This window comes from Geobacillus sp. WSUCF1, assembly GCF_000422025.1.
Lineage (GTDB): Bacteria > Bacillota > Bacilli > Bacillales > Anoxybacillaceae > Geobacillus > Geobacillus zalihae.
Map to the genome: position 1 here is coordinate 33,711 of NZ_ATCO01000138.1, position 9,132 is coordinate 42,842.

Below are 9,132 nucleotides of genomic sequence, written 5' to 3' on the forward strand. Positions count from 1 at the left end.
ACATTTTTTGACATTGAACGGGAACGATTTTTCTACGCCAAAAAGAAAAAACTCTAACCGAACGGTTAGAGTTTTTTCACATCGATTACGCTTCTTGGCTGACCGGGTAGACGCTGACGCGTTTGCGGTCGCGGCCGAGCCGCTCGAAGCGGACGATGCCGTCGATTTTCGCATACAACGTATCGTCGCCGCCGCGGCCGACGTTCAAGCCCGGATGGACTTTCGTTCCGCGTTGACGGTACAAAATCGAACCGCTGGTGACGAATTGACCGTCAGCCCGTTTTGCGCCAAGACGTTTCGCGATCGAGTCGCGGCCGTTTTTCGTCGAACCGACCCCTTTTTTCGAAGCAAAAAATTGCAGGTCAAGTCTCAGCATGGCAGTCACCTCCCGCTAGATGGATGTCACGCGGATAAATGTTCCGTAATCGCGTTCGATCGTCTTTAGCGAAACGACCATCGCTTCCAACAACAACTGCACTTTCTCTGCCGCCGCTTCTTCCAGCTTTGGAAGCTCGCAGCGGAGGTAGCCGCCGTCTTTGCCGAGCGAAACATGCGGGCTTACGCCAATAAGTGTCTCGATGGCGTTGATCGTGCCGAACGAGACCGCCGAAGCGCCGGCGCATACAATGTCCTGCCCGCGTTTCGCAAAATGGGCGTGCCCTTCCATCGTAAACGCGCGGATGCGGCCGTCCGCTTCCCGTTCAATCGTGACGCGGATCATCGTTACGCGTTGATTTTTTCGATGACGACTTTCGTGTACGGCTGACGGTGGCCTTGTTTGCGGCGATAGTTCTTTTTCGCTTTATATTTGAAGACGATAATTTTCTTTTGTCGGCCGTGTTTTTGCACTCTCGCCGTCACGGTTGCGCCTTCGACCGTCGGGTTGCCGATTTTCACCGTTTCCCCGCCGACGAACAGCACTTTGTCAAACGTGACCGTATCGCCTTCATTCGCATCCAATTTTTCGATGTAAATTTCTTGGCCTTCTTCGACTTTCAATTGTTTGCCGCCAGTTTCGATAATTGCGTACATGCATCGCACCTCCTTCATGGACTCAGACTCGCCAGCGCCAAGGCGGCCCAAGACGGAGCGCTTCATCGCCCGCGCTGAGCGGTTGTAGTGCGGGTGCGTCTTTTTGCGACAGCCGCCCTCTTTTGCCCTTGTTGGCAGGACAAAAAGTCTACAACGTCATCTATCGTAACATAGAAACGGCCGGCGTCAACCGTCATCTTCGTCCCCCGGCGGGCGATGATGAAACGGTGCAAACGACTATATAGATGCCATTTGAAGCTTTCACATTTGCAGCTTTTACCGAGCATTGGATCGACTGTCGAGCGACCGAACAACGCCGCTGTCAGACCCATGTATGGGTCTGTGAAGCGAGCGGTCGTTCGGCCTCCCAAACCACAGGCTTGCCTCCGACAGTCAAAAACATAGATAAGCAACTTTTCCATCAAGGATATGTGAAACGTTTTTGTTGCATCTATCTATAGCCGCGATCAATAGATGAGAGCGCCAAGCGGCGCATCGGCTTGCTTTTCGGCAAAAAACGCATGCAGCAGCTCGTTTTCATCGAGCGTCGCCCGTTCGCGCCCGTCGCGAACGACGATGATCGCATGCTTTTGTCCGCGGTAAAATCGCTGCAGCACGGCCGAGATGCGTTCGTCCGCCGGCGCCGTAATCGTCCGCAGCTTTGTATAGCCGCCTTTGTTTCCATAATACCGCTCAAGCAAAAAGCGCATAACGACATACGGATGCTGCTTTTGCTCCTGCCAAAGAGCATGCGCCAAAAAGGCGGCGATCGCCCATAAATCAAGCTGGCGCGGCGCCAACACAAACAAAAGAACAACGCCGACAGCAAGCACGGCGGCCGATATGGCGACCGTGTTTCGATGCGCTTCGCTGAACGGGCGGCGGTAGGACAGCAGCAAAAACAATAACTTGCCTCCATCCAGCGGCCAGATCGGCAGCAAGTTCAAAGCGAAAATGGCCGCATTGTAGCGAAAAAAGAGCTCCCAGCTCCCGCCATCCATCATGCCGGCCTTCCACAAAAAAAAACGCCGCCGCTGTGAGCCACAGATGCTGGGCCGGCCCGGCGAGCGTCACGATCCACTCCTCGCCAAACGGCCGGTTGCCGTGCTCTTCGACTTCCGCCACTCCGCCGAACGGCAGCAGCAAAATCCGCTTCACCCGCCATGCGAAAAACGCGGCCGCCACCGCATGGCCGAGCTCATGAACGAGGACGATGAAAAACAACAGGCAAAGCTGCTTGAAATGGGCGGTAAGCACCGCGATACCGCCGATCAGCCATAACAGCGGGTGGACGTGCATCTTCCCGAGCAGCGCCATATACTTATTCAAAGGAGATCACCTGAATCGGATCGATAAATTCATCTCCTTGTTTAATCGCAAAATAAAACAGCCCTTTCTGTTTATTTGTCTCGCTCGCCTCGGCCGTGCCAACTTCCTGCCCCATTTCAACAAAGTCATACAATTTCACTGAAATGGCCCCCAAATGTCCGTACCACGTCTCCGTGCCGTCCGCATGTTGGATGATGACCGTTTTGCCAAGACGGTCTTTCGTACCGGCAAAGGTGACAATCCCTTCTTTCATCGCTTCCACTTTGGCTCCATTCTCGGTTTCGATCGTCACACCCTCCCCGTTTTTTTCAAAACTTTCGAGAATCCGTCCAGAAGCCGGCACTGCATAGGATGAAGCCGTTTTCACCTTTTCTTCCTTTTTCGGGGCAAAAAAAGCGAGCGGCTCACCGAACGCTTTCTCATACCACGCTGAGACAGCCGCAAACTGAAACTCCGTTTCCATCGTCCGGGCAATAAACTGCCGCGCCGGCTCGAGCGAAGCGGAAGGATGCCGGAACACAATGGCCGTCACGAGCACGAGACAGGCAGCGATGAGTGTTTTGAATAAAAACCATTCTTTGCGGAACAACGGATGGGGAGCGGATTCAAACGAATAGCGGTCGTACGTGACGACCGGCAGCCCGTACCGCTCCTCATCAGCGGCGCTCCATCTAGATTCTTTTGGAACCTGCCCCTTATATTGACGTTCCCTTCTTCGTTTTTCAATGCGTTTTTTCATCTCACGGACGCGTCGATCCATACGTCCCCCCTCCACCTTTCCAACAACGTTTGTACTAATTTATGAGACAACCTCATGGAATATGAACGAGCGTTTTTCGCCGCGCCTCGCCGAACACGTCCGCGAACAAATCCCTCAAACGGTTTCACACCAACGTTTCGGCTGAGCGCCGCAACCGATCGATACCATCTGCTTCCGTTGTTACAGATCAGGAATTCCAAACGGCACAACAATATGAATAAAAAAAGAAGGCCCATTCAACGGCCTTCTTGCGCCAACTTCATGATTTCAAACTAAATATTTTCCGAATCTTTGAAAACAGCCCCTTCTCCTCTTCCTCAAGCGGCGGCAGCGGCACCGACTCGCCGAGGATGCGGCGGGCGATGTTGCGGAAGGCGATCGACGCTTTGCTGTTTGGGTCCAGCACAATCGGCTCGCCGCGGTTCGACGCTTTGATCACGTTTTCATCGTCGGCGATAATGCCGAGCAACTCGATCGATAAATGCGAGATGATTTCGTCGACATCCAACATATCGCCGTTTTTCACCATATGGCTGCGAATGCGGTTGATGATGAGGCGCGGCGGTTTGACGTGCTCCTCCGCTTCAAGCAAGCCGATGATGCGGTCGGCGTCGCGGACCGCCGACACTTCCGGCGTCGTGACGACGATCGCTTCGTCCGCGCCGGCGACAGCGTTGCGATAGCCTTGTTCGATTCCAGCCGGACAGTCGATGAGCACATAATCGTATTCCTGTTTCAGCTCCTCAATGAGCTGTTTCATTTGCGCGGGGTTGACCGCCGACTTATCGCTCGTTTGCGCGGCCGGCAACAAATACAAATGGTTATCGAACCGCTTGTCTTTCACAAGCGCTTTTTGCACTGTGCAACGCCCTTCCACGACATCGACCAAATCATAAATAATTCGGTTCTCAAGCCCAAGCACGACATCGAGGTTGCGCAGCCCGATGTCGGTGTCGACAAGGCACACCCGCTTCCCTAGAATGGCGAGGGCCGTCCCAAGGTTCGCGGTCGTCGTCGTTTTGCCGACGCCGCCTTTTCCGGAAGTGATGACGATCGCTTCTCCCACGGTCACATTCTCCTTTCTAAGCGCGTCAAATTCGGCCGCAAATGCATAAGCAGCTGAAGGCGGTCGACAACAATTTGGTTATGCTCATCAATATAGGCGCATTCCATTTCATTTCCTTCATCCGTTTTCGAATCGGGCGCTCGGCTCATGATGTCGCCGATGCGCAACTGCATCGGTTTCATGACCGATGCAGCGATGATCGCCTGTTTATTGCCGGCATACCCGGCATGGGCGATGCCGCGCAAGGCGCCGAGAATGAAAATGTTGCCTCCGGCAATGACCGTTCCGCCAGGGTTCACGTCGCCGATCAGCAGCAAATCCCCTTCGACATGAAGCACTTGTCCCGAACGGACAATGCGCGAAACGGGCACAATTTCCGTTTTTCTCATCCATTCTATCGCTTCTGCTTTCGACATGACATTGCTTTCGATCGAATCGACGACCAAATTTTTTGAACGGCGGATGAGCGCACGCACCTCTTCCTCTTGGGCAGGCGTCAAATAGCGGTTCCCAATTTTCAGATGAACAGAGACAAGGGGGCTGTCTGGCGCGACGCCAGCTTGTTTGACAAGCCGCTCCTCGATTTCTTTCAATAAATCGTCATACGAGCAGCGGTCGTCGAGATGCAGCGTCAGCCCATCTTTCGTCCCTTTAATCGTCACATACTGCTGCTTTTGTTTCGCCACAACGTTCACCCCAACGAATAATTCTACAAAACGGGCCGTTTTTCCTCTTTTATTCTTCCTGCTCAAACCGGCGAATTTTGGCCAATCGCCGTTCGAGCGGGTACGAAAAGACGAGCAAAAACGCGACGTTCAGAAGCAGCGTCGGCCATAGACGGCGGTCCCAAAAAACAGAAAACGACCAATCGGTCCGCCCGATCAACAGCTGGATGCCGTAGACATAACTGTCAAGCAGCACAATGGAAAGCAGCGACAAGAGCGATGCAACGAACCAGTTTTGGTGGAACCATTTCATCGCTTTGCCCGCCAAGTAGGCGATAAGCGTATAGGCAAACGCATAAACACCGAGCAGCTCTGTGTAGACGCAGTCATACAGAAAACCGAAGATGAACCCGTACCCCATCGCCCGCGTCCCGCCGAAATGCATCGCTGTGAACACGAGAAAAACAAGAAAAAACCGGGGAACAAAAAAATAGTGGACATACAAGTCGCCTTTTGGCCATACATCAACAAACAGGCTCTCACTCACAAAACATAACACCGCAAGGAAAGGGAGACGCCACTTGTTCACTTTGCCTCCTCCTTTTCCTGCAGTGCTGCATCGATGGTTCGTTTCACAATCATGACGTCGTCAATATCATACAAGTTGGCAAACGGCTTGACATAGACGACTTTCGTCAATCCGTATTGGTCCGGCTTGATCTCGGTCACCTCACCGATCGGCAGTCCTTTCGGAAACACGCCGCCAAGGCCGGAAGTCAACACTTTTTGCCTTTTTTCCACTTTGGCGTCAATCGGAATTTCTCCGAGCAGCAACTCGCGCCGCTTCTCATCGTAGCCTTCGATCAACCCAAACACGTTTTCCTTTCCTTGGATATAAGCGGAAATGCGGTTGTTTTGGTCAAGCGCGCTTAACAGCTGCACAGTGGACGTAAATTGGGAAGCGTGCTGCACCTTGCCGACAAGCCCCGCTGGGGTGATGACGGCCATATCTTTTTTCACGCCGTGTTGCTCGCCTTTGTTGATGATGATCGTTTCCCGCCAACGATCCGGGTTCCGCCCGATCACCGTCGCCTGAATCGAAACAAAATCACGCAAGCTCTCTTTTTTATCGAGCAACGCGCGCAGCCGTTCGTTTTCTTGCCGCAGCGCCTCGACCTCGGTCTCAAGCGCCGCATATTCCTCAAGTCTTGCCTTCAGCAGTTCGTTTTCCTTATATGTACGGCGAAGATCGCTCACATTTTCAAAGAAGCCCGCGACTTGCTGGGCGGGCTTCCCAAACAGAAGCTGAACAAAACCGACCGTATCTTTTACAAACTGCTCCGGCCACGTCAATTCTTCGCGGCTGCGCAGGGAAAAGCCGATCAACATGACAAGGATGACGATGCTGACGAGCAAAAAAATGAGACGCTTATTCCCAAAAAGCTGTGGCATGCGTCACACCTTCTTACCGTCAGCGATGGTCTCTCGCCTTGTTTTTAAACAAGTCGATGTGGTCGAGCGCTTTCCCGGTGCCAATGGCCACGCAATCAAGCGGATTTTCCGCGACGATGACCGGCATGTCCGTCTCTTTGCTGATGACCTTGTCCAAATTGCGCAACAAAGCGCCGCCGCCTGTCAGCACGATGCCGCGGTCCATAATGTCAGCCGCTAGCTCCGGCGGTGTTTTTTCGAGCGTGTTTTTCACCGACTCGACGATCGCATAGACCGTATCGTGCAGCGCCTCAGCCACTTCTTCGGCGCTGATTTCGATCGTTTTTGGCAGCCCAGTGAGCAAGTCGCGGCCGCGAATTTCCATGTTTCCGATTCCTTCCGGATTTCCGGCTGAGCCGATCTCGACTTTAATCGCCTCCGCCGTCCGTTCTCCGATCATCAAATTGTACGTTTTTCGGATGTATTGAATGATCGCCTCATCCATTTCATCGCCGGCGATGCGAATCGACTGGCTCGTCACGATGCCGCCGAGCGAAATCACGGCCACTTCAGTCGTACCGCCGCCGATGTCGACGACCATGCTCCCGGTCGGCTCCCACACCGGCAAATTGGCGCCGATCGCGGCCGCAAATGGTTCTTCAATCGTATAGGCATCGCGTGCTCCAGCCTGGCGCGTCGCATCGATGACCGCGCGCTCCTCTACGGCCGTGATGCCGTACGGCACGCATACCATCACATACGGCTTGCTGGCAAACAACCCTTTCGTTTTGACGGCCTTGCGAATGAAATATTTCATCATCGTCGCCGTCGTTTCATAATCAGCGATGACGCCGTCTTTCATCGGACGAAGCGCCACGATGTTGCCCGGCGTGCGCCCGATCATGTTTTTCGCTTCATTGCCGACGGCGACGATTTGCTTCGTGTCGCGCTGAATGGCGACAACCGACGGCTCGCGCAAAACGATCCCTTTTCCCTTCACATAAACGAGCGTATTCGCTGTTCCTAAATCAATCCCGAGATCTTTCGTCCCAATTCCAAACATATGATCGATCTTCCTTTCCGAAACGAAATGCATATGATTTTCTATTGACAACATGAATCGGATGTCAAGTCATTTATAAATTGTACAACACCGCCCGAACGGATTCGGAAAAACCCATAGTTGATATTATAACTGATTCGACAAAAAATGAGAACCGCTAGACGTAGCCTTTTTCTTTCAAACTGACGAATTTTTGATCGCCGATGATGAGGTGATCCAAGAGCTCGATGCCGATGATGCGGCCGCATTCCGCGAGCCGTTTCGTCACATCGATGTCTTCGCGGCTTGGAGTCGGATCGCCAGAAGGGTGGTTATGCACACAAATGACGGAGGCGGCGGAACGTTTGATCGCCTCTTTAAACACTTCGCGCGGATGGACAATCGAGGCGTTTAAACTGCCGATGAACACCGTTTTGCGGTAGATGACTTGATTTTTCGTATTTAAATAAATGGCGACAAAATGTTCTTGCGATAAAAAGCGCATATCTTCCATGACGTATTTCGCTCCGTCTTCCGGGCAGCGAATCACATAGCGGTCGGCGCAGCCGGACTGGTGGATGCGTCGGCCGAGCTCCAACGCCGCCAAAATTTGCACGGCTTTCGTCGGCCCGATCCCTTTGATGTTTGTCATTTCTTCGACCGTTGCGTCTTTGAGCGGTCTCAGCCCCTCAAAATGGCGAAGGAGACGCTGGGCGAGCTGCACGACCGACTCCTCCTTCGTGCCCGTGCGCAACAAAATGGCGATCAGTTCATGGTCGGATAAACTTTCCGGCCCTGATGACAGCAGCCGTTCACGCGGCCGGCTGTCTTTCGGAACATCGCGGATCATCCACGCCATCATACTCCCCCTTTTTTGTTTTGCTTCATCGAAAGATGGAGAGGCTTGAACCGCCCCTCGGTACGACAGCAGAATCCGTTTGCGGGGGCGTTCTTTTGCCAAAAAGCGCCAGACGGCGGCCGCTTTTGCTTTGATCTATGCCGGCGGCCACCCGAGCCGGCGCAATTCCCTCACCGTCCGCGACAGCGGCAGGCCGACGACCGTCAAATAGTCGCCTTCGATCCGTTTGACAAACAGGGCAGCGCGGCCTTGGATGCCATACGCCCCCGCCTTGTCCATCGGCTCCCCGGTCGCAATATAGGCGGCGATTTCCTCGTCATCGAGCTCCCAAAACGTCACCGCTGTTTTTTCCGCAAACGAGGTGATGGACCTTGAGGGAGTGCGATGGCGACACCGGTCCATACGTCATGCGTCCGCCCGGACAACTGACGCAGCATGGCGAATGCTTCTTCTTCCGTGCGCGGCTTCCCTAACAAGCGGCCATCGCACACAACGATCGTATCAGCGCCAAGAACATACGCGTCGGGAAAAGAGGACATCACCGCCTCCACTTTCCGGCGGGCAAGAAGTTGAACCGCTTCATCAGGGGGCGTTCCGGGGGCGATCGTCTCATCGGCTTGACTTTCTTGAACGTCAAACGGCCAACCGGCCAGCTCGAGGATCTGCCTGCGGCGCGGGGAGCGGGAAGCAAGCACGAACCGTGGAGGCATCGTTCATTCTCCTTTCACTCGTTTCGGCTCGGAAGATTCATTTGTATCGTAGCAAATTTTGCGGTGAAAGGCAATTTTCTGTATAGATGCAATTTGAAGCATGAACATTTGCAGATTTTACTAGGCATTTGATCGACTGTCGGGCGACCGAACAACGCCGCTTTCAGACCCATGTATGGGTCTGTGAAGCGGGTGGTTGTTCGGTCTTCCAAGCCACAGGCTTGCCTTCGACAGTCGA

Annotated in this window: 10 protein-coding genes, 2 pseudogenes and 1 other annotated feature; all 12 genes and pseudogenes read right to left on the minus strand. The window is 53.6% G+C overall.

Translation table 11 applies throughout. The annotated features are described in order from the left end of the window. Positions 1-85 precede the first annotated feature (85 nt). Positions 86-376 (minus strand): 50S ribosomal protein L27, encoded by a 291-nt coding sequence (rpmA, locus tag I656_RS03165; protein ID WP_011232084.1) that lies wholly within the window; start codon positions 374-376, stop codon positions 86-88. Positions 377-391: 15 nt separating this feature from the next. After that, positions 392-721: a ribosomal-processing cysteine protease Prp gene (locus I656_RS03160; RefSeq protein ID WP_020756216.1), complete on the minus strand. Its 330-nt coding sequence runs from the start codon at positions 719-721 to the stop codon at positions 392-394. A 2-nt stretch (positions 722-723) separates the two neighbouring features. Next, positions 724-1,032 (minus strand): 50S ribosomal protein L21, encoded by a 309-nt coding sequence (rplU, locus tag I656_RS03155; protein ID WP_011232086.1) that lies wholly within the window; start codon positions 1,030-1,032, stop codon positions 724-726. Between the two features lie 14 nt (positions 1,033-1,046). Next, positions 1,047-1,126, minus strand: a sequence feature (ribosomal protein L21 leader region). Between the two features lie 373 nt (positions 1,127-1,499). Continuing rightward, positions 1,500-2,361 (minus strand): annotated as a pseudogene (locus I656_RS0116400) (site-2 protease family protein). Beyond that, positions 2,354-3,121 (minus strand): M23 family metallopeptidase, encoded by a 768-nt coding sequence (locus I656_RS03150; RefSeq protein WP_033006367.1) that lies wholly within the window; start codon positions 3,119-3,121, stop codon positions 2,354-2,356. Before I656_RS03150 ends, I656_RS0116400 begins: the two are co-directional and overlap by 8 nt. Positions 3,122-3,380: 259 nt before the next feature. Next, positions 3,381-4,187: a septum site-determining protein MinD gene (gene minD, locus I656_RS03145; protein WP_014196423.1), complete on the minus strand. Its 807-nt coding sequence runs from the start codon at positions 4,185-4,187 to the stop codon at positions 3,381-3,383. Positions 4,188-4,189: 2 nt separating this feature from the next. Then, positions 4,190-4,882: a septum site-determining protein MinC gene (gene minC, locus I656_RS03140; protein WP_013144614.1), complete on the minus strand. Its 693-nt coding sequence runs from the start codon at positions 4,880-4,882 to the stop codon at positions 4,190-4,192. Between the two features lie 40 nt (positions 4,883-4,922). Next, entirely contained in the window at positions 4,923-5,441 is a 519-nt protein-coding gene (mreD, locus tag I656_RS03135; RefSeq protein ID WP_015375499.1) for a rod shape-determining protein MreD, read from the minus strand. Beyond that, on the minus strand, positions 5,438-6,304 hold the full coding sequence (gene mreC, locus I656_RS03130; protein ID WP_015375500.1) for a rod shape-determining protein MreC: 867 nt from the start codon (positions 6,302-6,304) through the stop codon (positions 5,438-5,440). Before mreC ends, mreD begins: the two co-directional genes overlap by 4 nt. A 19-nt stretch (positions 6,305-6,323) precedes the next feature. Next, the gene (locus I656_RS03125; protein WP_011232093.1) at positions 6,324-7,346 is read right to left on the minus strand and encodes a rod shape-determining protein; all 1,023 of its coding nucleotides are present in this window, start codon (positions 7,344-7,346) and stop codon (positions 6,324-6,326) included. Positions 7,347-7,503: 157 nt separating this feature from the next. Then, positions 7,504-8,184, minus strand: a complete 681-nt coding sequence (gene radC / locus I656_RS03120; protein WP_015375501.1) for a DNA repair protein RadC — start codon at positions 8,182-8,184, stop codon at positions 7,504-7,506. Positions 8,185-8,319: 135 nt separating this feature from the next. Next, positions 8,320-8,894 (minus strand): annotated as a pseudogene (locus I656_RS0116405) (nucleoside triphosphate pyrophosphatase). Between the last annotated feature and the right edge of the window lie 238 nt (positions 8,895-9,132).

What these genes read in the sequence shown, in the direction of transcription:
- rpmA (WP_011232084.1), bottom strand. Translation starts at nt 376, where the DNA reads ATGCTGAGACTTGACCTGCAATTTTTTGCTTCGAAAAAAGGGGTCGGT.
- I656_RS03160 (WP_020756216.1), bottom strand. Translation starts at nt 721, where the DNA reads ATGATCCGCGTCACGATTGAACGGGAAGCGGACGGCCGCATCCGCGCG.
- rplU (WP_011232086.1), bottom strand. Translation starts at nt 1,032, where the DNA reads ATGTACGCAATTATCGAAACTGGCGGCAAACAATTGAAAGTCGAAGAA.
- I656_RS03150 (WP_033006367.1), bottom strand. Translation starts at nt 3,121, where the DNA reads ATGGATCGACGCGTCCGTGAGATGAAAAAACGCATTGAAAAACGAAGA.
- mreC (WP_015375500.1), bottom strand. Translation starts at nt 6,304, where the DNA reads ATGCCACAGCTTTTTGGGAATAAGCGTCTCATTTTTTTGCTCGTCAGC.
- I656_RS03125 (WP_011232093.1), bottom strand. Translation starts at nt 7,346, where the DNA reads ATGTTTGGAATTGGGACGAAAGATCTCGGGATTGATTTAGGAACAGCG.
- radC (WP_015375501.1), bottom strand. Translation starts at nt 8,184, where the DNA reads ATGGCGTGGATGATCCGCGATGTTCCGAAAGACAGCCGGCCGCGTGAA.